Genomic DNA, 25114 nt, shown 5'->3' with positions numbered 1-25114 from the left:
TGGAGATGACATTAACACAATTGAAAGCATATGTGGAATCTTCAGAGAGTAATGTCCTTCTGGTTGTAGAATTTCCAAAAGGAGATCAGAAGGATGGAGAATGAATTGGAAGTTGTGAATATCCGTCTGGTAAAAGAGCCGTCTCTTTATAGTGAGCAGACGTTGGACAGTCCACAGGCTGTTGTAGAATTGATGGCGAAGGAGTTATTGCAATATGACAGAGAAGTATTTTGCATCCTGAATATGAAAAATAATGGACAGGTAATCAATATGAATCTGGTCAGTGTTGGAACAATCAATGCATCTTTGGTAATTCCCAGAGAAGTTTTTAAGAGCAGTATTCTGGCAAATGCTTCTGCAATCATTGGACTTCATAATCATCCCAGTGGCAATGTGAAACCGTCAAAAGAGGATATGATTGTTACGAGAAAGCTGCAGAAGTGCGGACAGCTATTGGGGATAGAATTGCTGGATCATATCATTGTCGGTGGAACTAATGGAAAGATGCTCAGCTTCCGAGAAGAAAAGATGTTGAATGTGACAGGAAGGATGGACTGGGAGAGATAGAAGAAAAAAGAATTAGAAGTTTTTATTTATTGTAATATTTCATGTAGCGGCATTAGTAAAATAGTGTCGCTACAAAAAGCTGACTTATACATTGATATTATATGCATAACTCAAAATAAAATTGTTAAAAATAGAAAAAGAAACAATATATAACGAAAAAATCTCTAAATAAGAAAATTTACATTGACTGAGAGAAGAGTAAAACATATAATAAAGGTGGAGGTGTATAAGAATGTTAGTAAAAGTAAGTGTTGAAAATTTTAAATCTTTTGATAAAGCAGCAGAGCTGACAATGATTTCCTCAAATAAAATACGAACAAATGCAAATCACAGGTTAAAGATAAAAAGTACCCAGTTATTAAAATATGCAGTCGTTTATGGAGCAAATGCATCTGGAAAGACCAATCTGGCATTGTTCTTTAAATTTTTTAAAGACAGTGTCTGCAATGGTATTCCAATAGAAGCTACACAGATGTTTTGTAAGAATCGCCAGGAGAATAAGGAACGAGAAAGTAGTTTTGAAATTCAGATTACTGTAGGTGACAAATTTTATGCTTATGGTTTTTCGGCAGTTTTAAGTAGACGAAAAGTAACCGGAGAATGGTTATATGAATTATATCAGAATGGTTCAGCCAAATGTCTCTTTGAGCGAGAAGGAAGTAAACGTCCGGTGTTAAATGATGGCATTACGCTGACAAACACAGAAAAAAATAAATTTGAAACATATGCAGATGATTTTGAAGGAAATGAAACATCTTTGTTCTTAACAGAAATGAATCGTGGAAAAAAATATAGCACACGATCTAAATTGTTGTTCTTCCGGGATGTATACGACTGGATTCAGAACCATATTTCAATCATTACACCGGATACACCATTGATTGATCTGGAATATTATTATGATGATAATTCGCTGAAGTTGATTAACAAATTGATCCAAACATTTGATACGGGAATCAGCCAGGTGAAAATTGAAGAAATTACATTGGATGAGTTATCAAATGCATTGCCGAAATCAGTATTTGATAAGATGATGCAACATGTAAAAAATAGAATGGAAGAGCAGGAAGAACCATCATTTAGAATGACGATGAGATCGAAGGAAACTTTCTTTAATATCGAAGTTGAAGGACATTCTGAACCGAAGGTCACAACCATCCGGTTGCATCATAATAAGTCATTTTATGAGTTTGGTTTTGATGAAGAATCAGATGGAACAAGAAGATTATTTGATTTGATGGATATGCTGTTGAATAAACGAGAAGATGTTCTTTATGTTGTGGATGAATTGGAGAGAAGCTTACATCCGAAGCTGACAGAACGATTTTTGCAATTGTTTATGCAGCTACATGATGAGCAGCGTATGCAGCTATTGTTCACTACACATGAATCATCTATTATGGATCAGGCTATTTTTAGAAGGGATGAGATCTGGTTTGTAGAACGTAATGCAGAAAATGCAAGCTCTATTTATTCTTTAGATCGTTTCAAGGAGAGATACGATAAAGTTTTGAGCAAGGCATATCTGGAAGGCAGGTATGGTGCGATACCAGTATTTTCAACATTTGATTTTGCGCGTGCAACGAGTCAGACGGATGTGCTTGCACAGACACCTGACGACTGCCGCGACAGTGCAGAAAGTATTTCTGTACCGAGAGAGGAGGAGTAGCCTTGGCTCCAGTAAGAAGTTATACGAATTGGAATAGTAGAACTACAGATGAAGAAGAACAGATTGAGCCTTATCGTAAGTACTTTTTCATATGTGAGGGTGCAAATACTGAAACATGGTATTTCAAAAAGTTAATTGATATCCGAAAAGAGTTAAATATTCATCCATTGATCGATATCCGGTTACTTGAAAAAACAGAGGGAGACAGGGACATTTCATTTCCAAGACGTTTGATTGAGTTTGCAGAAAATCAGAAAGAAAATCCAGAAATAGCGTTTGATAAAGAACGGGATAAGATGATTGTTGTATTTGATGGAGACATTTTTGAAGAGAAGGTACTTGATTATGATGAATTGGTAGCTGAAGGTGAAAAGAAGAATATATTAGCGGTTAGTAATCCGGCATTTGAATTATTTCTGTTGTTACATTATGAAAATTCATACGAAGATGATATTGAGCCAAATGCTGAACAGATTATCCAGAATGAAAAAGATGGACATCAGACATTTATCTATAAGTTGTTACTTGCCAGAACAGGAATCAATCCGAAGAAAAATGCTGCGATTGGAGAACTGGCGAAAAATATAGAGATTGCTATTGAACAGGAAAAGAAAATCAATGAGGATATTCATCAGTGTAAGGGACAGATTACGTGTAATATAGGTCGGATTATTGATGAGATTCGGAAGGATGATGGAAGATAAGTTGTTAGATGAAAAATAGGGGTGGAAAGATACAGTATGAAAGCAGATAATATAAAAAATATAATCAGTGACATAGATCATCTACCGTATAGAGCAATTTTATTTGATGGAACATGGGGAATTGGAAAATCTTATGCGGTAAATGAGGCATTAGAAGCAAATCCCAATGTTTGTAAAATATCAATGTTTGGTTTGAAAGACACTAGGCAAATATATCATGAAGCTTTATTTCAATTGGCTTTAAAGAATAATATTGGTGGGAAAATAGGTGAAATAGCTAATAATATTTTAGATGGCGCATCAAAAATCTGGGATAAAGTTGGTCAGGCAAAGGAAGCAGTACAAAGTATAGTCAATGAAAGAGAAATGTTTCTATTATTGTCAAAAGAGTTTACTTCTGTTCATATTATTGTAATAGATGACTTGGAAAGAATGAGTGATGACATAAATTTGGAAGATATATTTGGAATTATAGAAGAACTCAAGCAATGTAATTATGTAAAAGTTATTGTGATTGCGAATACAGATGAAATACAATCGGACAAAAAAGTTGTATTTGAAAAGTATAATGAAAAGGTCATTGAAAGAATATATCATATTACAGAACGTGCAGAGAAAGTGACATGGAGTAAAATGAATATCCATGCAGACTTTGTTGAAAAATTCTTGGAAATCCATAAAGTCAAAAATTTACGGACGCTCGAAAAGGCGCAACGTTTTTTTGAAGATGTAAAATTGTTTTGTAATAGTGATATGAGTGAGCAATTTAAAAAAGAATTAAAGTTAATATGCTTTGCTGTTGTTGTGGAGAGTGTAGAAAACTTGTACTATAAAGAAATTGATTCTGATAATACTGATTCTGTAGAAAAAATGACAAATACGATTGGAAATATGCTTCAGCATAGAATTGGCAGATATCTTTATGGAATAAAGTGTAGTACAAATTTGGTAGAAATGATACTGAAATATTATGAGGAAGGGGTACTAAATGAAGAACAATTGGATGCTGAATACAAGCTATTTCTTAATTCGGGAGGTAAGTCTAATTATTATAAGTCAGATGAGGAAATAAGGAGTGTATTACCTATTTTAAGAGAGAAAATGCTTGAAGCAAAGAGTTTAGCAGAATTAAATGAATTTGCAGATGCGTATGTTGTTTGGAGTGATGTTTTAGAGGAAAATAATGAAAGTGTTTTATCAGAATATAGAAATATTTTAGAAGAAATGCTGGAAAAAACTGTCTTAGATGGAAAAGAGGAAATGCTATCGTATTCATATGATTTGTTTCACATGTCAGCGGAAAAGATAAAAAGAATATATCAAGAAGAAAATAAAGAGATGATGAAATTTTTAATAGAGACATATGTGGGATATTTGAAAAAAACAACTCATGGGAAAAAGGCTTATGATTATTCATATAAACTTAGAAATAATTTTGATAGTAGTTATTATCATGATATTATCATATCAGAGATAGACAATTTGTATAATAGAATTTCTTTTCCAGTAGACAATGTGGATGAAGATAGATATCATACGTGTTATAATATTATGTATGTTTTGTATCATTCGGATGCTGAAAAATTCTTGCAGTATTGTAAAAAAATAAAAGAAGATTGTGATCATATGTCAAGACATAGAATAGAAGTTTTGGTCGAAGAAATAGTGAAAAAATAGAAATAAAATCTACATAGCCAGATGGTTCCAACTCAAGGAATCACCTGGCTATTTTCATGCCCGGATATTATCCCCAATAATATTAATCTAAGGCAAGAAAGGAATTCAGAAGATAAAGAATTATTAAAATCGTATGGATTTGTTAATGGTGAAGATTTGATTTAATATAAAAGTCAAAAAAATTATATAAGTAAGTATTCTTTTAAAACATTATATTTTACTTGACTTTTAAATATTACAAATGTAAGATTTAAGAAACAAAAAAATTAGAAGAAAGGAATATCTATGAAAAGAAGACGAAAAAAGCAAAATATCCAAAAATCTTACGTTTGTAAGATTTTTGGGCTGATAGTAGCTATAACAGTAATTGCTGTTTCAGGAGGTGTTTTATTAAAAAGGACGATAACGGAATCACCAGAAGACACACTTGTGGAATATATGAATCATATTGAAAAAAAGGAATATGAAGTAATGTATACTATGATAGATTCAGATGAAAAAGTTTATTTGACAAAAGAAGAATACATACAACGAAATTCTAAGATATACGAAGGAATAGAGGTCAGTGACATTAAAATCAGTCATATAGCTGTGAAAGAGAAAAAAGCAGATACAGTTACGCTTTCGTATGAAACATCATGTAATACAATTGCCGGAACAATACAGTTTGATAATATGGTAGAACTGAAAAAAACAAAACAGGGATATAAATTAGTATGGCAGGATAGTTTGATTTTTCCAGATTTAGAGAGTGATGATAAAATAAGCGTTACTACCTCAAAAGCGGAGCGAGGAGAAATATTAGATCGGAATGGTAAAATGCTTGCAGGAAAAGGTGTAGCGACATCGGTTGGTATTATACCGGGAAAGCTGGAAGACAGGAATGTATCTCTTGAAAAAATAGCAGAGTTATTGAAGATAGACGTAGAAACAATAAATAACAAACTTACAGCAAAGTGGGTGAAAGAAGATTCTTTTGTACCAATTGAAACTATTCCGAAAGTAAAAGAAACAGATTTAATGAAAATACAGCCAGAAGAAAAGACGCTTGAGGAGCAGGAGCGTCAGAATAAACTTCTGGAAATTCCGGGGGTTATGTTGTCAGATGTGGAAGTTAGATCCTATGAGTTAGGGGAAGCAGCCGCTCATTTAATTGGTTATGTACAATCTGTAACGGCAGAGGATTTGGAAAATCATCCGGGGGAAGGATATACAAACGAAAGTGTAATCGGAAGGTCTGGGTTGGAAAAATTATACGAAAAGCAATTAAAAGGAAAAGATGGTTGTGATATAAAGATTCTAGATAGCGATGGGGAAGAAAAAGAAGTTCTTGTAAGCACTTTTAAAGAAGATGGTAAAGATATAAGATTGACGATAGATTCTGACTTGCAAAAATCATTATATGAGCAGTTTAAAGAAGATCCGGGGTGCTCTGTTGCAATGAATCCTTATACAGGAGAAGTATTGGCCTTGGTCAGTACTCCATCTTATGACAATAATGAATTTATACGAGGACTATCATCAGAAAAATGGACATCATTAAATGAAGATGAAAAGAAACCTTTATATAATCGTTTCCGTCAAGTATGGTGTCCTGGTTCAACATTTAAGCCAGTTGTAGCAGGAATTGGGTTGAAAACGGAAACCATAGATCCAAAAGAGGATTTTGGAAATGAAGGTCTGGAATGGCAGAAAGATTCGTCCTGGGGGTCTTATCAAGTGACAACACTTCATGAGTATGAACCGGTTATTATGAAGAATGCAATTATTTATTCTGATAATATTTACTTTGCAAAGGCTGCTCTTAAAATTGGAAGTGAAAATTTTATGAATACTTTAAATGAAATAGGCTTTAATCAGGATATACCGTTTGAGATTGCGATGCAGGAATCAACATATTCAAATACGGATAAAATAGAAACAGAAATACAACTGGCAGATAGTGGCTATGGACAAGGGCAGATTCTTGTAAATCCGTTACATTTGGCAAGTATTTATACTTCGTTTTTAAATGAAGGGAATATGGTAAAGCCGTATTTAACATACGAAGAAGAGGCTGCCGGTGAAATATGGATAGAAAATGCTTTTACCAAAGAAAATGTAGAAGAAATTATGCAAGGTGTAGAAGGTGTTGTAAATAATCCAGAAGGAACCGGATATGCGGCACATCGTGACGATATTTTACTGGCTGGAAAAACGGGGACAGCAGAGTTGAAAGCAACGAAAGAAGATACTTCTGGTAAAGAAATCGGGTGGTTTTCAGTGTTTACAGCAGAGAAAAATGTAGACAGACCAATTCTTCTCATCAGTATGGTTGAGAATGTGAAAGGAATCGGTGGAAGTGGTTATGTTGTTAGAAAAGATGCAACAGTATTGGATGAGTATTTTAAAGAATAAAAAAATTTTTACAAAAAATTATTACAAATGTAAGATTTTGACGGTGATATTGATAATTCTTATGGTTTTTACAGGATGCAGACAAGAAAGAATCACAGAAAAAGTACAAAAGAAAGAAACTGTAGAATCTGCAATGTATGCTGAAGCGAAAGAAACGGCACAAATTTTTCAGAATATCTATATACAGGAGAAGTCAGAGTTAAATACATTAAAAACGAAAAGAAAAATTATCAATTGTCTGAAAATGCAAGGATATGCGGCAGTAGATCGTGATAATCAGATTGATATGGTCAACAGTGAAAAGGTAGAAAAATTTTGCAAAGCAGCGGAAAAAGAAGAACAGGCAGCAGTTGACATTGTTGTCGTATTTGATGAAGGGGAAATTATACAATATCATTTAGAGTCAATGGATGGAAAGGTGGATGTTCGATTATGTCAGGTTGAATGGAAAGATAATAATCCACAGGCCGAATATTATGATGAATATGAAGCGTATGCGTGGAAATATACGGAAAAAGGATATTTGTTTATTGAAGAGTACCGTCCACCGGGATTTGATGGAGCACCGGGGGAGACTGGATTCAGAGTACAGCCATTGAACGAAACGTGCAGAGAATTGAATCGGAAATATGTTATGCCGTTAGGGTATACGCTTAATAATCTATTGATTACAAATTGGGATGAGCAGAATTATACGGAACTTGATTTTTATGACCTTTATGAAAAAATGTATCATATGAAATATGGAAAGCAAGTCTCCTATGAAGCAAATTTCGGTGGAGCAGAATATGAAGTTCCAGAAGATGAGTTTGAAGAGGTTTTGCAGACATATTTACCATTTGACAGTACTGAGATTGAAAAGGGAACTTTTTATAACTGTGATGACAAAACTTTTAGATACAGACCGAGAGGATTGTATGATTGTGAATTTCCATATGAGCCATATCCGGAAGTTATTTCATATGAAAAATTGCACGATGGAACATTAAAACTTACGATAGAAGCAGTATGGGAAATTAGAATGTTAGACCAGGCAATTACCAGTGAATTGATTATAAAACCTATGAAAGACGGAAGTTTTCAGTATTTATCAAATAAAGTAATCAAATCAGATCAAAATGCAAATGCAGGGTGGTATATGCCAAGATTGACAGAAGAAGAGTGGAAAGCAAATTATAGCAATAATTAGGGGGCAATATGAAAAGAAAAAGCATCTTGTTAGTACTTTGTATAGGAATGGTTCTGATTTCCTGCAAAAACATAAAAACACTAAACGATTCAGATGTAAAAAATGAGAAGAGTCAGAAAAAAACTGTTATGGAAATTCAAGATAAGGGATATGATTTGCCAATTGATGAAAAAAAGAAAAAGGAAGTAGTGAACGATTGTGAAGAGAATATGGAGGCCATCCGAGATATTTATTCTGAATTTAATGGAATGCAAGAAGCGGATCAGAATGTTGCCAGGCAAATGATGGATCGGATGAAAGAGATTATCAAACAAAATGGAAATCCGGTAAGGGGTTCAGATCATTATTCTGTTATGGAAAATTATCAGAAGATGGAAATGTTTTTGAATGCTGCCAGGCAAGAAGAAAAAGACAACGTAATTTTATATGAAATTGATATAGATGGAGGAATTACCAGAAAAGAATATACATATGATGGGGAAAACATGTTTGTTATGTCAGCAAAAATGTTGTGGAACGATGATACAGAGCCGATGCTTACCTATATTTCTCTTTCAAAAATAAAGGAATGGAAATACACAGAATATGGGAACTTTTGCTATGAAGTATGTGTACCGGAACCACCGGAAGTGACAGAAATTGTTGATGGAAGTTGTATTATCCGAGTTAGACCATTAAATGAGGAATGCCTGGAATATTCAGAAAGATATGTAGGGCCATTGGGTTATCAGGGAAACAATCTACTGTGCTCAAACTGGAATATAGAGAATATGCAAGATCTGGACTATAATGGGGTTTTTGAATATCTTTATAATATGAAATACGGGGAAAAATTTAGCAATGAAACTGGAGTAGCAGGAGTTACGGCAGATGAGTTTGAAAGTGTAATTATGACATATCTTCCTGTTACCGCAGAAGAACTAAAAGAATGGGCGGTGTATGATGAACAAAGTAATACTTATGCGTGGCAACGTTTGGGATGTGGTAATTATGCACCAACACATTTCGGATTATCATTGCCGGAAGTAATTGAAATCAAGTATAATGAAGATGGAACAGTTGTATTGACTATAAATGCAGTTTGTGATTCTGTAGTGTGTAATGATGCGGTTATTACACATGAACTTACGGTGAAATTTCAGAATGATGGATCGGTTCATTATGTTGGAAACAGGATTTTAGATAATGGAATCGATAATATACCAAAATATCAGTATCGATTAGATAAGTTGCAGGATTGATCAGCAACGAAGAAAGGTAGAAGAGAATGGAAGAACAGATAAAAAAGATTTATGAAAAGCAAAAAAATGGTCGCATCAGAATGATACGAAATGCGCTGTTGATTTATGTAGCATTGATTTGTATTGTAAGTATTTTTAAAGGGAATCCATTTCCACATCAAGAGACAGTACTCTTTTTCAATGTGAAACAGTCGGGCTGGATCACAACAGATTCCTATCTTCTATGGGGCTGTGCGGTGCTTGATCTGATTGTGGTCATGTTGATTGAAGTTTGTAATATTCTCCGAGAGTTTTCAAAAATTGATCGGATGCTGTCGCAGGAATGTGATGCAGAGAAATATTTAGAAATGTTGGAGGGGATGATAAAATACGGAAAGAGTCTGGATTATAAAGGTTTTCAAAAAAATGTAGTATTGATGGCTCAACCTAAGTATATAGTTGCACTTATTGCTAATGGAGAACTACAGAAAGCAGAAGAATATACAAAGAATGAATGGAAAGGAAAAAAAGAGGGACGTTCCTGGCAGCAGGTTGTGACGAATCTTGAACTGACGAAGAAATATCAGGAGAAAGATGGAGCTGGATATTCTGATACATTAGAAAAAGCAGGAAACGTATTTCAGAATAATCCGCTGTTTATGGCAAAAAAGTTTATGCTGAAAGAGGAAGATGAGGCAGCAATAAGATTACTGGAAGATGATACAGAAAAGTTGCCATATTATGAGGTTACACGCAGACTTCTGCTTGGAGTATGTTACTACAGAGTAGGGAAAGAACAACAGGGAAAAGAATGCATGGAATATGTAATTGCCCATGGTAATACGTTGGATTGTAAAAAAGAAGCCCAAAAATATATAGGAATGTAAGTGAGGATATACCTTAAAATAATCAGATAACAATATTGAAGAGATTACGAAGAAAAAGAAAGAACTGATAACAGGAAATTAGGTTACCAGTTCTTCTTTTTTATTTCCAAATACCAAAATCAGAAAGTATAGTTTCGGTTATTTCAGTAGCCTGACTTCCGGTTGCGTTGGAAGGAGCTTGAATATTTGTAGCAAAGTAGTAAGTATTATTATCTGATTCAATGTATCCGACAAACCAGCCATTGACATCTTTACCATTGACACGTCCGGTTCCGGTTTTTCCGTAAAGAGAACCAGAAGAGGTAGTGGAAAGTAACAGGGCATTTTTTACTGCTTGTATATTTTTTCTATCAAAATGAAAATTATTTTGGTAGAAATTCTGTAGTAATTCTACTTGTTCTATTGGAGAGATTTTCAGAGAAAAATCTGTCCAATAGAGATTTAAGTTTGTTCCAGTATTCTGATTACCATAGTTTATTGTCTGTAAAAATGTCTTTACGGATTGAAAACCTGCCTGTGAATCAATTGCCTGAAAATACCAGTTCACGGAATTATGCATAGCCGAGGTCAAATCTTGATCAGATTCCCAAGATTCAAAAGGACAGGGTTCTCCATTCCATGTGAAAGTGGAATGTTCCGGTGTAATGATTCCAGATTCCAGGCCAAGTAATGCATCGTATATTTTATAAGTTGAATTCGGTGGTATACGTGTGGAAGCGTTATCTATATTATAAATATTCCACTTATCAGTAGCCTGATCATATAGAACAAAGCTTCCGGTGTAGTTTCCAAAATTGGAAGAAAGATTTAGCTGAGTAATATTCTTTCTTGTTGTATCAAAATGATAGCCAGTCTGATCGGAAGCATAAACAGAAAGTAATGGAACACATCCAATGATGACAGTAGAGACAAATATGCATATAAGGTATCCACGAATTTTTTGTGTAAAAGTAGGCTTGCGGAATGATGCAATATTTAAAATACGTCCTTTTAACTGCTTTGCATTTCCACTGATTCCCATAGTAAGAGGAAATGGAGTCAGAGCTATTGTTTCGGCAAAGTTAATCAGTGTATTTCCATATGACGTGTATTCTGTTTCTTTCAATAATTGCAATACAGCAGCGTCACAGGCAAGTTCTCGTTCCTGTCGTATTCTTTTCAGAAAATACCCGATCAAAGGATTGAACCAGTAGAAAACATTTGCTGTGTTTATCAGATATCCAACTAGAATATCTCTATGCTTGTAGTGTTGTAGTTCGTGCAGAAGCATATATCGAAGATCCGTTGCGCTTATAGTTCCGGCATTAAAATCTGAAATCAGGTGAATTGGAAGATAAATGCGAGGACGTAGGAAACCAGCTAAAACAGGAGATTTCAAAAATGCTGTACTATAAATTGGGATTGTGTTCTTGCTGTTCGTTTCGTTTAAACAATCTATATAAAGAGTGTTTATTACTTCGTTTTGAAGAGGTAAGGCAGAACTATGTAAGGCTTTTACTTGTTTTGCCGAACGGTAGAGAAGAACAAACATTACGAAAACACCGATGCTCCAGAAAAATACAAGTAATGAGTGAATAAAAGTTGGAATTTGGGTGCTGACCGAGACAGCAAAATCATTTATTTTATTCAAAGTATAACTATTACCAGAAAGAAAAGTGGTTTGAATGTCACCATTGGTATTTGAATTTGGCATTAGTAAATGTCCCCATGATATAGAAGATGGGGCAGACTTTATTGGAAAAAAAGGAACAATTAGAACGACAAGAAATATAATCGAAAGATTATATTGCATACGTGCGGATAATTGATTTTGTAATAATCTTTTTAATCCCAGTAAAATGCCTAAAAAAATACAGATGATGGCATTACAGAGTAAAAAACGAAAGCTAAAATATGTCAAAATATGCTCCTCCCATGTTTAATGATTGGAAAGAAGATTCCGTAAGGCAGTAATGTCTTCTTCAGATAATTTATCGTCCTCAATGTAAGAGGCAAGCATAGAAGTGATATTACCATTATAGTATCGTTTTAAAAAAGAATTACTTTCCTGCCGAATATATTCCTCTTCTTTGACTAATGGAGTATAGACGAAAACCCGGCTTTGTTTTTCATAAGTTAAAGCCTTTTTAGAAACGAGACGTTTGATCAATGTCTGAATTGTTTTAGGACTCCAACTGGAAGTTTGTGTTAATTTTTCAGTAATTTCATTTGTGCTGATTGGCGCGTATTTCCAAACGATTTTCATAACTTCAAATTCAGCTTCTGTAATTTGAGGCAAATTGCTCATGTGATATCCCTCCAAATCTTACGCTTGTAATAAAAATATTATATATTGAAAATGTCTGATCTGTCAATGGAATGAAAAAGCTTGACTTTAAATCTTACAAATGTAATAATAAAGAAAAGATTACAAATGTAAGATTTAAAAAGTGAGAGGTTTTATTGATAGATGAGGAAGGTAGTGGTTGTAACATTTACCGATGATGAAGAAGACGAATTGAATGAATTATTATATTTTCTTAATCACAAAGGTCGCACAGATATGAAAGGTTCAAGAGGAAAGGTACTTGATTATGAAGATTTAAAAATAAACGCTGTGTATCGTTCGGTTGAATGCCAAGGTGAGCAAGTAAGATTAACAAATTATGAATTTGAAATTTTATATTTGCTTGCAAGAAATCCAGGACAAGTTTTTTCGAAGGAACAAATATATACACGAGTCTGGAAAGAACCATATTATGGGGCAGAAGATAATGTTATGGGCATAATTCGGAGAATCAGAAAAAAGATTGAGCCAGATTCTGCAAAACCAAGATACATTTTAAATGTATGGGGAATGGGATATAAATTTAATGGTGAATTGATGAAATGATGGAATATAAAATTGGGCATAATAAGTAAAGATACCAAAAATAGCAGGAGAAATTTTTATGGAAAATGATATTTGGAATGAAATATCCTCTTTTTTGAACCAGTTGCGTTGTGAGAATATAAACAGAGAAAGTTATATCTATTTCCAAGAACTTGCAAATATTCAGTTGAAGAAGAAAATGGAAAAAGAAAAGGTGAATAAACTTCTCGATCATATAAATAATGAGGACAGGGAGAAGTTGAAGCAATATGGAGAAATTTTGGAAGAAGAAGCGTTTGTGTCAGAACAAAGGGCATATTGTCAAGGATATGTAGATTGTATTCAGTTATTGGCCGGTTTAGGACTCTTGAAAAAATCGACGGATATGGAAAAAATAATTAGTGAGATGAAAAGCAATTAAGTGTGTCGTGGAGGAAAATGTAGTATTTGATAGATAAAAGGATGTTCGTAAAGAAGAAACAGTTATGTTATATCAAGTTGTAATGATATAGCATAACTGTTTTTAACATATGGTAATAGTATTTATTCCACTAATTTTAAATATCGGTAATTATCAGCTATTTATCGGTATTTTACAAGTTTTATTTTGTATCATTAGTAGTGCCTACGTTAGAAATAAAAGGATTAGAATCTAGCAGAGCTGTCGTAGTTGCAAGAATTACCTGTAACTGATAATCATTGCACTGATTTAAGAGCCGAAGAATCTGATCATATGTAGAATTATTTTTATTCTGATTTGGATAAACGTAGTCATCAGCAGAAATATTTAAAGTCTGCATGGTTTTACAAAATAATTCCAGACTGGGACCGCCTTTATGGCGTTCGAGGTCTCCAAGATAAGCCGCCGATATTCCGAGTTTTTCAGCAAGAGCTTCTTGTGTTAAATGCATTTCCATACGCCCTTGTTTTACTAAAGTGGCAAATAATGTTTTGGAATATCCATGTTTATATACCTCCATAAATTTAGTGTATTACCCTAAATTTGAAAAGTGAAAAGGGTGTAACATTAGAAAAAACACAGGGTATTACCCGATAAATGAGAAAGCATACAAATCTCTTTCGGTTAAAAAAAACAGATTTCGAAAGAGCAGTATTTGTATGCTTATTTTTTTTCCGGAATCTAACCGGAGAAAATATGGTTCTTAGCAAGAGTTCAGCTAAAAAATTCTGTTCAACAGAAGGTATTCAATTAAAAAAATCTCAACAATTTCATTAGTAAATGTTGGAATTGAAACTAGGGTAAGAGCCAATAATGAATCCAGGGTAATAAAATATCGAATTAAATGCGTCCATAGAAGTGAAATCTGTCAGGGCGTTTTTTGTTACCTAAATATTGAGAATGAGCAATTCAAAATAAGGACGATTGTTCGTATTCGTGCCCCCGCCTACTGATCTGAATTCAAAAAAATTCAGATCGGAGGAAAGGACATGGAAGGCAGACAGCCAAAAAGAAGAAAAGATAAATACAACCCATATGAAATCTATGAGAAGGACGGAAAATATTATGTTTCATTTCATAATGGTGAAAAAGAGTACAAGGATTTGGAAATAGGAAAGAATGTATATGAAGCTTTTAATACGTTTGAATTGCAGGATGTGTCGCATATGAATGTTGTGGACAGGCATTTGGAACAGTCAGAAATCTGGGATTCCAGTTTATATGAACGGGTATTTCAGAAAGAGGAAGGTGTAGAGGATACTGTTCTGAATAAACTGGAAGCGGAACGGTTACATAGTGCAATCCAGCAGTTGTCGGAAATTCAGAGAAGACGATTGATGAAGTATTATTTTGAAGATAAGAATTATGAGCAGATTGCACAGGAAGAAGGCTGCTCTTTTCAGATGGTAGCAAAGTCTGTAAAAGCAGCAATCAGAAATTTGAAAAAGATTTTGAGATAGTGGGTTGAAAAATAGCGTTTAAGTGAGGAAACAGGTGGAAAGAGAAATATTCTGATCCACCTGGTTCTTCTTTTGTTATGAAAAGACTGGGGAGCGGGACGAACCTTGACAAATTCATATACATTCATCAGGCACATTCCTGTTGTTATCGTGATGAGCGTAAGCCACATTAACAGATACGCCATAACACGGATTGGGTAAAGACAGCGAAATCCCACCCGTATACTTCCTTTTGGTTTCAGTTTATATTGCCCAGACTGTTGAGCGAAAAATATCTGGTTATAACTGTCAGATTGCTTCTGGCAGGGCGATAACAGACAACAGGCATAATGATACTCCTGTCCGGTCATAAAGTCGTGTATACAAAATATTTCTTTGATGCCGCAACAAGTGAGGGCAGCTTCAGGAGATCCCTGGAGAGGAAAACTCCTAATCCCATATATTTATTTTAGATAAAATCCTGTGGAGCTGATTAGCAGTCAGCCGTCTGATGATTTCCCAATTACAAGTCGGGGCGTCGGGGACAAATAGGCTTGTATTTTACATATTTAGGGATAACAACAGTTAGAAAGACGAGAGGAGATAAAGCAAAGATGGAAGATAGAAACGTCAGGCGTGGGGATATTTATCACGCCGACCTTGATCCTGTATTTGGAAGTGAACAGGGCGGTTATCGTCCGGTGCTGGTGATTCAGAATAATATAGGAAATAAATACAGTCCGACAGTGATCGTGGCAGCAATTACTAGTAAAGAAAAAATGAAACTGCCGACACACATTGCAGTCCCGGAAATAGAAGGGTTAGAAAAAGATTCTGTAGTGCTGTTGGAGCAGCTTAGAACTTTAGATAAAAGACGGTTGGAAAATTATGTGTGTACCTTAGACCGCACTGAAATGGAGAAAATCAATAAAGCAATCAGGAGAAGTACCGGGATACCGAAGATAATTGAAAAACCGTTAGTCGTGAGCCTGTGCAGAGTATGTGCAGGCAATTTTTATGATGTGCCGGGACATTATATCCGGCGAGTGAATCCAGAACAGCGATATAAGGATACATGTATGTTTTGCAATGTCAGAAAAGGATATGACTATTATATAGGAAAGAAGAAAGTGTGAGGGTAGTATATGGAGCAAGAAAAGGTACTATTGAATGTAGAAGAAACGGCAGCTTACTTGAATCTTGGGATGACGAAAACCAGAGAATTGATGAAGGAAAATGAAAAAATATTTGTTGTCAGAATTGGCAATCGCAATTATGCACATAAGCTCTTACTGGATAAATGGCTGTTGGCACAGGTTAGACAATAAGTCAAGGATACGAAATAAAAATTTGCATGTTTGTTTTGCACGTTTATGAATGGTAATTTGAAGGAGCAACAGATAAATATTTTTTTCAGGAGGAAATAATTATGGCAAAAGCATTACCAAGAGGAGTTAGAGAGAAGAACGGTTCATATGAAGCAAGAGCGGTTGTAAATGGAATTAGAATCAATTTATATGGAACAGATCTAAATGAACTGATGGAAGAATTTGAAAAGGCAAAAGAAAATGCCAGGGATACATTGGATTATAGAAAAACAAGAATCACATTGAATGAGTGGTTTGAAGAATGGTTTTCAGAGGTAAAGCAACACCGGGTGAAGGAAACGAGTATTGCACCGATGAAAAATAATTTCAAAAGAACATTTGGCTTTTATATTGGTTCAATGAAGTTGAAAGATATTAAACCGTTGGATGTTCAGAGAGCATTAAATGCAATGGAACAGAATCAGGTATCGCACAGTGCAATGCGAGAAGCATTGGGGCGTTTAAGAGAATGCTTAGATTTTGCATTAGGAAACCAATTGATTAAAGTAAATCCATGTTTGATTGTAGAAGTACCATGGACATTTAAACAATCAAAAGAAGAAATTGCATTAACCCAGGAAGAACAGGACAATTTTCTGAGTGAGATGGAGGATAGCTGGTATAAAGAAATGTTTTATTTCATGTGTCTGACAGGTGTCCGAGTTGGAGAACTTGGTGGAATGAAATGGAGCGATATAGATTTTAAAAAGAAAGTAGTTCACGTCAGACGTTCCTTGAGTTGTAGTTATTATAATGGAGAAAAGAGAATGATGCTTGTAACTCCTAAAACGGTAAATTCAATCAGAGAGATTCCGTTTTTAGGAGAAATGGAAGAAATATTAAAAGCTCAGAAGAAAAAACAGAATAAGCTAAAAGAGGAACTGGGCAGTCGCTGGAGAAGTACGGATGATTTAAAAGATTTGGTTTTTACAACAGGTATGGGAAGTCCTTGTGTCAGATATGTTGTAGAAAAAGAAATTAAAAAGGCTTTAAAAAGAATGAGCGAAAAAGAAGGAGTTCTGGCAGTACAGGAAAATAGAGAACCCAGAGAAATCAGGGACTTTCACCCACATAGTTTACGGCATACTTTTGCTACAAGATGCTTTGAAAAGAAAATGGAACCGAAGGTTGTCCAGAGGTTGATGGGACATTCGAGTATCAGCATTACATTAAACATTTATACACATGTCTTGGATAATATAATGGAAGAAGAAATTAAGAAATTTGGAGTGGCGAAGACGCAGACACCGGAAGAATATTATAATGAAGAAATTCGAAGAGCTAGAATTTCGGCTATGAGTCACTGCTGATTATAAAATTATAAATATGTATAGTTTACTAGAAATAGAAAGAAAATATGGTTATAATAAGAGAAAAAATATATTGGAGAAAAGAGGGCGTTATTTGAAAAAGAAAGAATGTGCCTACTGCAAAAAAGAATTTGATTCAAATCGAAAAAGATCAGCAGAACATATTTTCCCACAGGTTTTGTTAGAGCTTTTTCCAGAACAGGATGTTTCGTTCACCCCGGAGAGAACATTTAAAGATAATTTTGGTTTAACAATTGCAGATGTATGTAGTGAATGTAATAATGGCATTTTGTCTGGGTTAGATTAATATGGTGGAAAATTGATAAAAGAACAATTTTTAGAAGAAATAGATTATAATTTGAAAGACTCAGAGATAGAAAAAGAAATAGATTATAGTATTTTTGTCAAGTGGATAATAAAAATTACATATAACTATATGAGAAGTCGAAAAATGGATTGTTCTTTTATAACGAAATATATTGAATGCATATTGGAAGATAAAGAAATGCCTGATGCTTTTAATGTTTTTATGGGTGTACATGTCAATACAACACCATTACCAGAACGATGTTATGAATATAAACCCTTAGAAATAGTTGAGGAGCCTAGACTTATTGGAACAGCATTAGGCTTGTCTATGATGTATGATTTGCCGTTAGATTATAATAGAGTCATAATTTCTGGTTCCGAGGCTACATTGTGTCTAAGATTTGGAAATGCTATTATATATATAGTATTTTGGAAAAATAATAGTATAAAGGAAATGAGAACAAAGTACGTTGACTTGTTACAAAAGGAATTTAATTTTAAAATGCTTAAGCCTGGGAAAAATAAATATAAATTAAAAAGAGTAACAGCTTCAAGTAATATATCAATGGGATATTGGCATTTATTATCTAGAAGTGCTTTACGACAGGACGATATGTTGGTTAACAGTCTTATACATGGTAGAGATGTTAAAGCAGTTAGAAAAAGTTTTGAATCTATGAGAAGTGAAGAAGATTGGAGAGCGTCACAGTTATTGGTGGAAAGAGATATGTTTCCTGAAAATAGAAGGGTAAAAAAGGAATATGAGGATTTCTTTAGAAATAGAGATTGAAAAATGATGCTATGAATTGAAGTTGGGGAACGAAAATATTCCCCAACTTTATAAAAAGGATTCCCCAAATGATAAAAAATGAAATTGAAATCAAGCAACAAATGCTCAAAAATATTCCCCAACTTAAAAATTTGGGGAACACCGGAAATCGTCAATAAGCTAGAAAGAGAAATTCCTTGAAAGTGGTGATAAATACATAGCTGTATTATATATAGGTAGCAATACAGGCAGGAGTGTAATTACAAAGTTCACAAATCAGGCTGGAATGTAATCTAAAAGTCGCAAAACAGATGAACGCATAAGTTCGTCGGTGAAGTTATAGCATTATAAGCCCACAAACAGCGTGTTTACGCGGTTCTCGACAATTTTACGAAGTTAGATATATGTGAGTAAAGTGTCCTAAAATATCATAAAATATCTAAATTTATCGTATGGTTTTGAGTCAAATTTGCGTAGAGAATTGCGTAAAATAAAAATCGACTACCTTTGGCGAAAAGTACGCAATTTTAGCGATTTACAGATCGGCTTATACATGTATATAATACGAAACGTGAAATATAAGGATGTAGATTTTCGTGTCTGCATCCTTATTTTTTTTATTACAAAAAATAATTTAACCGAATATTTGAGTAAGGGAATGGAGGAAAGTTGAAATGGAAGCAGTTGTTTATACATCAAATACAGGAAGTACCGAACATTATGCAAAATTATTAGGATATGAATTGAGTGTCTCTGTGTATAGTACAGAAGAAGCTGGAAATAAGTTACCAGCGGGTACTGAAATTATTTATCTTGGATGGATCATGGCAGGAAAGATACAGGGTTATGGCTTGGCAAGAAAAAAATATAAGATTTGTGCAGTATGTGCAGTTGGAATGGGACAGACGGGAACACAGCGAAAGGAAATACGGGAAAAGAACAGTATTCCTGGAAAGATTCCTGTATTTACATTGCAGGGAAATTTTAATGTAGAAAAACTTCATGGAATGTACAAAATGATGATGAGCATTATGGTAAAAACAGCAGGAAAAGCTCTGGAGAAGAAAACAGATCGAACTCCGGAAGAGGAGGATATACTGGATATGATGCTGCATGGTGGCGAACGTGTCAGGATACAGAACCTGCAGGGCGTGATTAGTTGGTACAACGGTAAAAGATGATCGGAGGTAAGTTATGAAACTTTATTTTGGAAATATGGTAACTACAGTAACGACTATTATGGTAATTGCTCTAGTTGGATTTATTGGATATTCTGTATGGAATCGTAACACGATCAGTTTCTGGGGACGTAGGAATTTGTTTTTGTTGATGTATGGTCTTGTCATTTGTTGCTTTGCAGCGGCCAGGGATGGATTGGATAAGACCATTCAGGCGGCAGTTGCTGAAAGTTGTGGTTATGGAGCTTGCAAGAATTATACAGTTCGCTGCATTTGTTTGCACAAAATGGATATGAAACTGTATCGGTCAGCCGGATTGCGGGAGAGCTTGGCATGACAAAAGGTGCTTTATATCGGCGTTATCAGAATAAGAGAGAGATTCGATCAGATCGTCAAGAGAATGGAACAGAGGGACAGTGAGCAGGCAGATGACTATTCGATGCCGCAGGAAAGTGCGAATCAGTTTTATGGAACCATTCGACAACATCCGTTTGCGTGACGACATTCTTTATAAAGAATCATTCTGTTGATTTGTAATAGCCATAGTTTAAAGCTATGGAGAACCTTCTGAGATATATATTATACAAAGTGAAAGATCCAAATTATAATAACAGCATGAAATAAATGATGAAAATAATTTGGAGGGAAAAAGATGAGCACACCATTTCGATATGATTTTGTAGGAAGTTTTTTGAGGCCGGAAAAGTTAAAAGAGGCAAGAAAGAAGTATGAAGCAGGAGTAATCGACAAAGCGCAACTGACCGAAGTGGAAGATATATGTATTTTGGATCTGGTAAAGAAGACTAAGGAATTAGGCTACCATGTGATTACAGACGGAGAATTCCGAAGATCCACCTGGCATCTGGATTTTATGTGGGGATTTGAAGGAGTTGAACATCAGAAGACGGTGGAGGGAAATACCACGTTTGATGCGGAAGCAGCCATGATCGATGATACTTATATGACCGGAAAGATTTCTGTGAAACATCATCCGTTTGTAGAGCATTTTAAATTTGTGAAAGCACTGGAAGATGAAAATACCGTGGCAAAACAGACCATTCCTTCTCCGGGGCAGTTCTATGCATATTTTACAGGAGCACAGCTTTTGCAGACAACGTTGGAGATTTATGGAACAGAAGAGGCGTTTGCAGAGGATGTGATCAAAGCATACGGAGAATTCGTACAGGAAATTTATGCGGCAGGTTGCAGAAATCTTCAGTTTGATGATTGCGTATGGGGAGGCATGGTGGATGCAAAAATGGCAGTGGCACTGACCGGAAGGAGTGGAGAGACACTTGAAAATTATAAGAAGCTTCTGCTAGAATTGAACAATAAAGTTGTAGAGAATGCACCGGAAGATTTGGTCATTAATACCCATGTGTGCAGAGGGAACTATCATTCCACTTTCTTCAGCTCCGGAGCCTATGATTCCGTGGCGGATCTGCTCTTTGGAGAAGAAAATGTCAATGCCTATTACCTGGAGTATGATGATGAGAGATCCGGCGGTTTTACACCGCTTGCAAAAGTAAGTGGAGAGAAGAAAGTGGTACTTGGACTTGTCACAACCAAGACACCAAAGCTGGAAGATAAGGAAAAAGTGATTGCAAGAATCCATGAAGCGGCAAAATATGTTCCGCTAGATCGACTGTACTTAAGTCCTCAGTGTGGATTTGCATCCTGTGAGATCGGAAACAAATTGACGGAAGAAGAACAGTGGGCTAAATTAAAACTGGTCAAAGAGATCGCAGAAGAAGTCTGGAGATAATGGCTCGGGAAATCGCGCAGAATCTTTGAAAAACCGAGCGATATCCAAGATGGAAGAAGAAAATTTTTCGATTGTACTTGAAAATTTAGTTTTGTCTGATAAAATGTAAATGAAATGCAGAAAGTTAACAAAAAGGGGCATCGACATAGATGCTTCTTTTTTAAAAACGGATACAGATTATAAAGAGGAAAAATAAATGAGACAAGAGAAAAAACAAAATATCAGATGGAATACCATGCAGATTCTGGCACTTGGATTCCTCGGTGTGATCTTGACAGGTGCTGTGCTTTTGTGGATGCCGGTTTGTAATGAAAAACCAATCAGTTTTCTGGATGCACTATTCACATCGACAACATCCGTCTGCGTGACGGGACTGGTTACAATCGTTCCGAAGTATCAGTTTACAATCGTTGGGAAAGCGGTGCTCCTCCTGCTGATCCAGATCGGAGGTCTTGGAATCATTGCCTGTGTGACGGCATTCTTTATGCTGATGCGCAGAAAGATTACGTTGAAAGAACGTATCGTAATTCAGGAGACCTATAATATGGATTCTCTTGGCGGACTGGTAAGAATGGTCAGAAAGTTACTTCTGGGAACGCTGGTTGTCGAAGGTATGGGCGCGGTATTGTATGCAATTCAGTTCGTGCCGGAATTTGGTCTGCTAAAAGGAATCTGGTATGGCATCTTTCATTCTATATCTGCATTCTGCAATGCCGGAATTGATATTCTCGGAGAAGACAGTCTTGCAAAATATGTGACAAATCCGTTGATTAATATTACGACCATGCTGCTGATCACACTTGGTGGAATCGGATTTACCGTGTGGTACGATGTGATTGACAATGGCAAAAGAATTTATCGACAGGAAGTACCTCGAAAATGGTGGTTTACCAGACTGAGGCTTCATACAAAGGTTGCATTGGTTACTTCACTGGTACTTTTCTTATCCGGAACGATTCTGACATTTATATTGGAATATAATAATCCGGCTACAATTGGGAATTTAAGCATCGGACAGAAGTTTCTGGCGTCTGCGTTCCAGTCAGTCACGACAAGAACAGCAGGTTTTTTTACATTCTCACAGGTAGGTATGCATGAGGAAACCGGATTTCTGCATACGATTCTGATGTTTATCGGAGGTTCACCGGGAGGAACGGCAGGCGGGCTTAAGACGACGACATTTGCGATGCTGTTCCTGGCGCTTCTCACGATGCTGCGTGGCGGACATGATATCGAATGCTTTGGAAGAAAGATTGATGAGGAGAATTTTCGCGTTGGCTTCGTTGCGATTATGCTGGCTCTTGGTATATACATCACCGGAACCATTACGATTGCGGTGATTGAACCGGATGCCGTTTCCTTCCAGAGGATTATGTATGAGGCAGCGTCAGCACTTGGTACAGTGGGACTGACAGCGGATCTTACGACCAGGCTGCATACAGGCAGTAAGATCGTATTGATGATTTTGATGTATATCGGGCGAGTGGGTCCGATGACAATCGCACTTTTATTTGCAGAGAGGGTCAGGCTGAAAGAAAAGTTGAGATCGCTTCCGTCAGAGAGGATAATAATCGGATAAAATATGGAGGATAAAGATGAATAAACAGTATGCAGTATTTGGAATAGGAAGGTTTGGAGAAAGTGTTGCAATGGAATTGCAGAGCCTTGGCTGTGAAGTAATTGCGATAGATAAGGATATGGACAGAGTAGAACATATTGCGGATTCGATATCTTATGCCATGCAGGCGGATTTCAGTGATGCGGATTTCCTGAGATCTCTGGGAACCCGTAACTTAGACGGTGTAGTAATTGCTGAGTCTGTAGATCTGGAATCGAGTATTATGGCGACGGTCATCTGCAAGGAGATTGGGGTCCCATATGTAGTGGTAAAAGCCAAGAGTGAAAGACATGCGGAGATTCTGAAAAAGATCGGAGCAGATGCGGTGATCTCTCCTGAGAAGGAAATGGGCATAAAGCTTGCAAGGAATCTGATGAAAGCAAACTTTACCGATTGGATCGCATTATCACAGGATTACAGTATTGCAGAATCCAGGGTTCCGAAAAAGTGGCTTGGAAAGAGTCTGAAAGAGCTGGATATACGTAAGGAATATGGAGTGAGCGTGGTAGGGCTCAAGGAGAACAGCCGGGTGGAGGTTAATCCTGATCCGGATGAAAAGTTGAATGAAAACATGATTTTGATCTTGATAGGTGCGAATAAAGAGCTACAGAAGATATAAAGAGTAGTTTTAACGGTTTGCAAGGTATTTTTTATGAGCAGAGAAATAATAGTACTTCTTGGAGAGAAGTGTGTAAATGTATGCCTTATCCGATTCGGAAAATGACAAAGTAACCATAAAAAATGGGCAATATTCGAGTTGGAAGAAGATCCGGAATACGGGGAAAACGATTGACAGTGGTTCGAAAAAACTGGTATAATACATAAGAACTTGAAAGACGTTGGTTCAAGGGTTGAATCAACGTTTTTCTTTTGTGTATGGAGGAGAATATCATGTTAAAAATTTGGATTGCAGGATCGGCAGGTCAGATGGGACAGGCATTAAATGACACGCTGGATCCGTTGGAAATGGAAGTGTTTAATACCGATTTACAGGAATTGGATATCACCAGGACCGATGAGGTTCTGAATTTCGCAACGCTGAACCGACCGGATGTGATTATCAACTGTGCGGCTGTTACAGATATTCAGATCTGTGAAGATGAGCCGGAAAAGGCTTATCGAATCAATGCACTGGGGGCAAGAAACTTAAGCATTGCGGCAAGAAAAGTGGGAGCGAAAATGGTACAGCTTTCTACTGATGATGTGTTTGACGGTCAGAGGGGTGTGGCTTATACGGAATTTGACGAAGCACGTCCTCAGACGGTGTACGGAAAATCCAAAAAAGCAGGAGAAGAGTACGTCAAGGAATTTACAGAAAAGCATTTTATCGTGAGAAGTAACTGGGTATACGGAAAAGGAAAAAACTTTGTAAATAAGATTCTGGAGCTGGCAGATGAGAGAGAGTCTCTGGCGGTGGCTTCCGATCAGTTTGCCTCTCCGACCAGCGCAAAGGATCTGGCACGTCTGATTTTATTTCTGATTCAGACCAATGAATATGGAACCTATCATGCGACTTGTAAGGGTGTGTGCAATCGGTATGAATTCGCAAAAGAGATCTTACGCCTGGCAGGCAAAGATATGAAAATGGAATCTGTTCCGACCAGAATGTCTGAACTTTCTTCTTCCAGACCGGCTTTTGCGGCACTGGATAATTTTATCCTTCGGATTATCGATGTTTATGAGATGCCGAGCTGGCAAGAATCTCTGGTAGAATATATGGAAGAAAGGGCGGAGTAAC

General features: G+C 36.0%; 26 protein-coding genes. 23 read left to right on the top strand and 3 right to left on the bottom strand.

What is annotated here, in order from left to right:
• Positions 1-93 precede the first annotated feature (93 nt).
• From KGMB01110_RS01280 to KGMB01110_RS01245, 8 genes are all read left to right on the top strand, one after another.
• Positions 94-567, top strand: a complete 474-nt coding sequence (locus KGMB01110_RS01280) for a JAB domain-containing protein (protein ID WP_119297342.1) — start codon at positions 94-96, stop codon at positions 565-567.
• 232 nt (positions 568-799) lie between these two features.
• Positions 800-2236 carry an AAA family ATPase gene (locus tag KGMB01110_RS01275; RefSeq protein ID WP_119297341.1) on the top strand — a complete coding sequence of 479 codons (1437 nt, stop codon included), beginning with the start codon at positions 800-802 and terminating at the stop codon, positions 2234-2236.
• 2 nt (positions 2237-2238) lie between these two features.
• On the top strand, positions 2239-2940 hold the full coding sequence (locus KGMB01110_RS01270) for an RloB family protein (RefSeq protein WP_024852958.1): 702 nt from the start codon (positions 2239-2241) through the stop codon (positions 2938-2940).
• A 36-nt stretch (positions 2941-2976) separates the two neighbouring features.
• The gene (locus KGMB01110_RS01265) at positions 2977-4617 is read left to right on the top strand and encodes a P-loop NTPase fold protein (protein WP_119297340.1); all 1641 of its coding nucleotides are present in this window, start codon (positions 2977-2979) and stop codon (positions 4615-4617) included.
• A gap of 285 nt (positions 4618-4902) precedes the next feature.
• Complete coding sequence (locus KGMB01110_RS01260; RefSeq protein ID WP_119297339.1) at positions 4903-7014, top strand: penicillin-binding transpeptidase domain-containing protein; 2112 nt, start codon at positions 4903-4905, stop codon at positions 7012-7014.
• Entirely contained in the window at positions 6965-8203 is a 1239-nt protein-coding gene (locus KGMB01110_RS01255; protein WP_243112614.1) for a DUF6070 family protein, read from the top strand. Before KGMB01110_RS01260 ends, KGMB01110_RS01255 begins: the two co-directional genes overlap by 50 nt.
• Positions 8204-8211: 8 nt before the next feature.
• Positions 8212-9444, top strand: coding sequence for a DUF6070 family protein (locus KGMB01110_RS01250; RefSeq protein WP_119297338.1), 1233 nt, complete (start codon positions 8212-8214; stop codon positions 9442-9444).
• Positions 9445-9470: 26 nt separating this feature from the next.
• On the top strand, positions 9471-10310 hold the full coding sequence (locus KGMB01110_RS01245) for a hypothetical protein (protein ID WP_119297337.1): 840 nt from the start codon (positions 9471-9473) through the stop codon (positions 10308-10310).
• Positions 10311-10410: 100 nt separating this feature from the next.
• Here KGMB01110_RS01245 and KGMB01110_RS01240 read toward each other — a convergent pair whose 3' ends face one another.
• On the bottom strand, positions 10411-12210 hold the full coding sequence (locus KGMB01110_RS01240; RefSeq protein ID WP_119297336.1) for a BlaR1 family beta-lactam sensor/signal transducer: 1800 nt from the start codon (positions 12208-12210) through the stop codon (positions 10411-10413).
• An 18-nt stretch (positions 12211-12228) separates the two neighbouring features.
• Positions 12229-12597, bottom strand: coding sequence for a BlaI/MecI/CopY family transcriptional regulator (locus KGMB01110_RS01235; RefSeq protein ID WP_117542454.1), 369 nt, complete (start codon positions 12595-12597; stop codon positions 12229-12231).
• Between the two features lie 162 nt (positions 12598-12759).
• Between KGMB01110_RS01235 and KGMB01110_RS01230 the strand changes: the two genes are divergently transcribed.
• Entirely contained in the window at positions 12760-13182 is a 423-nt protein-coding gene (locus KGMB01110_RS01230; protein WP_119297335.1) for a winged helix-turn-helix domain-containing protein, read from the top strand.
• Between the two features lie 58 nt (positions 13183-13240).
• Entirely contained in the window at positions 13241-13582 is a 342-nt protein-coding gene (locus KGMB01110_RS01225) for a hypothetical protein (protein WP_117889233.1), read from the top strand.
• Positions 13583-13763: 181 nt separating this feature from the next.
• On the opposite strand, the gene KGMB01110_RS01220 is transcribed toward KGMB01110_RS01225, so the two are convergent.
• Positions 13764-14141 (bottom strand): helix-turn-helix domain-containing protein, encoded by a 378-nt coding sequence (locus KGMB01110_RS01220; RefSeq protein WP_119297334.1) that lies wholly within the window; start codon positions 14139-14141, stop codon positions 13764-13766.
• Between the two features lie 469 nt (positions 14142-14610).
• Here KGMB01110_RS01220 and KGMB01110_RS01215 point away from each other — a divergent pair, with 469 nt between their 5' ends.
• From KGMB01110_RS01215 to rfbD, 13 genes are all read left to right on the top strand, one after another.
• Positions 14611-15081: an RNA polymerase sigma factor gene (locus KGMB01110_RS01215; protein WP_009243964.1), complete on the top strand. Its 471-nt coding sequence runs from the start codon at positions 14611-14613 to the stop codon at positions 15079-15081.
• A 593-nt stretch (positions 15082-15674) separates the two neighbouring features.
• Positions 15675-16196, top strand: coding sequence for a type II toxin-antitoxin system PemK/MazF family toxin (locus KGMB01110_RS01210; RefSeq protein ID WP_119297333.1), 522 nt, complete (start codon positions 15675-15677; stop codon positions 16194-16196).
• Between the two features lie 9 nt (positions 16197-16205).
• Positions 16206-16388, top strand: coding sequence for an excisionase (locus KGMB01110_RS01205; RefSeq protein WP_119297332.1), 183 nt, complete (start codon positions 16206-16208; stop codon positions 16386-16388).
• A gap of 101 nt (positions 16389-16489) precedes the next feature.
• Positions 16490-17737: a tyrosine-type recombinase/integrase gene (locus tag KGMB01110_RS01200; RefSeq protein ID WP_119297331.1), complete on the top strand. Its 1248-nt coding sequence runs from the start codon at positions 16490-16492 to the stop codon at positions 17735-17737.
• Positions 17738-17831: 94 nt separating this feature from the next.
• Positions 17832-18044: a hypothetical protein gene (locus KGMB01110_RS01195; RefSeq protein ID WP_119297330.1), complete on the top strand. Its 213-nt coding sequence runs from the start codon at positions 17832-17834 to the stop codon at positions 18042-18044.
• A gap of 12 nt (positions 18045-18056) precedes the next feature.
• Entirely contained in the window at positions 18057-18836 is a 780-nt protein-coding gene (locus KGMB01110_RS01190; RefSeq protein ID WP_119297329.1) for a hypothetical protein, read from the top strand.
• A 653-nt stretch (positions 18837-19489) separates the two neighbouring features.
• Complete coding sequence (locus KGMB01110_RS01185; RefSeq protein WP_119297328.1) at positions 19490-19996, top strand: flavodoxin domain-containing protein; 507 nt, start codon at positions 19490-19492, stop codon at positions 19994-19996.
• Between the two features lie 13 nt (positions 19997-20009).
• Positions 20010-20330: a hypothetical protein gene (locus KGMB01110_RS15205; RefSeq protein WP_243112873.1), complete on the top strand. Its 321-nt coding sequence runs from the start codon at positions 20010-20012 to the stop codon at positions 20328-20330.
• Complete coding sequence (locus KGMB01110_RS15780) at positions 20267-20413, top strand: helix-turn-helix domain-containing protein (protein ID WP_243112848.1); 147 nt, start codon at positions 20267-20269, stop codon at positions 20411-20413. The genes KGMB01110_RS15205 and KGMB01110_RS15780 overlap by 64 nt, the downstream gene beginning before the upstream one ends.
• 232 nt (positions 20414-20645) lie before the next feature.
• Positions 20646-21758, top strand: coding sequence for a 5-methyltetrahydropteroyltriglutamate--homocysteine S-methyltransferase (locus KGMB01110_RS01170; protein WP_117602040.1), 1113 nt, complete (start codon positions 20646-20648; stop codon positions 21756-21758).
• Positions 21759-21954: 196 nt separating this feature from the next.
• The gene (locus KGMB01110_RS01165; RefSeq protein WP_119297327.1) at positions 21955-23337 is read left to right on the top strand and encodes a TrkH family potassium uptake protein; all 1383 of its coding nucleotides are present in this window, start codon (positions 21955-21957) and stop codon (positions 23335-23337) included.
• Between the two features lie 16 nt (positions 23338-23353).
• Positions 23354-23995, top strand: a complete 642-nt coding sequence (locus tag KGMB01110_RS01160; RefSeq protein WP_119297326.1) for a potassium channel family protein — start codon at positions 23354-23356, stop codon at positions 23993-23995.
• A 272-nt stretch (positions 23996-24267) separates the two neighbouring features.
• Entirely contained in the window at positions 24268-25113 is an 846-nt protein-coding gene (rfbD, locus tag KGMB01110_RS01155; RefSeq protein ID WP_117602043.1) for a dTDP-4-dehydrorhamnose reductase, read from the top strand.
• Position 25114: the final 1 nt, after the last annotated feature.

Source organism: Mediterraneibacter butyricigenes, from assembly GCF_003574295.1.
GTDB lineage: Bacteria > Bacillota > Clostridia > Lachnospirales > Lachnospiraceae > Mediterraneibacter_A > Mediterraneibacter_A butyricigenes.
Note: the sequence above shows the minus strand (reverse complement) of the source record. Positions and strands in the feature narration are given on the sequence as shown.